This is a genomic window from Corallococcus exercitus, from assembly GCF_003611585.1.
GTDB lineage: Bacteria > Myxococcota > Myxococcia > Myxococcales > Myxococcaceae > Corallococcus > Corallococcus exercitus.
In genome coordinates this window covers 1-389 of sequence record NZ_RAVW01000945.1, presented here as the reverse complement: position 1 = coordinate 389, position 389 = coordinate 1, and the positions used below count along the sequence as shown (strand labels likewise).

The window sequence follows — 389 nt, the reverse complement described above, 5'->3', positions numbered from 1 at the left end:
GGCCCCGGCCAGCCCCGGGACGGCCGCCAGGTCGCCGTCGAAGCCCTCGGCCAGCGCCTCCAGGATCCCGCGGCAGGCGGCCAGGCACTCGACGGCCACGCGGCCGGCCTGGGCGCGGCGCCCGGCGTCGTCGTCGGCGTCGGCGTGGCGGGCGGCGTCGGGGTCGTCGCCCCCCGCTGGGGAGGCGGGCGCGGCGGACAGCCGCCCCAGGGCGGCGAGGATCCCCGCGGCGCCGTACCCGGCGGGCACCGCGCGCTCGCCCGGTGCGGCGGCGGCGACGGCGGCGGCGGCGACCCCCTCGTCATCTGCGCCGGCGCCGGGGCTCCCCGCGGCCCCCGTCAGCGCCGCGTTCTCGCGCGCCAACAGGGGCGCGTAGGCGCGGCGCAGGC

The 389-nt window shown here is 84.6% G+C and carries 1 pseudogene; it reads right to left on the bottom strand.

Features of this window, described 5'->3' with window-relative positions:
- Window positions 1–363 (bottom strand): annotated as a pseudogene (locus D7W79_RS46690) (hypothetical protein); the annotation flags it as partial.
- Between the last annotated feature and the right edge of the window lie 26 nt (window positions 364–389).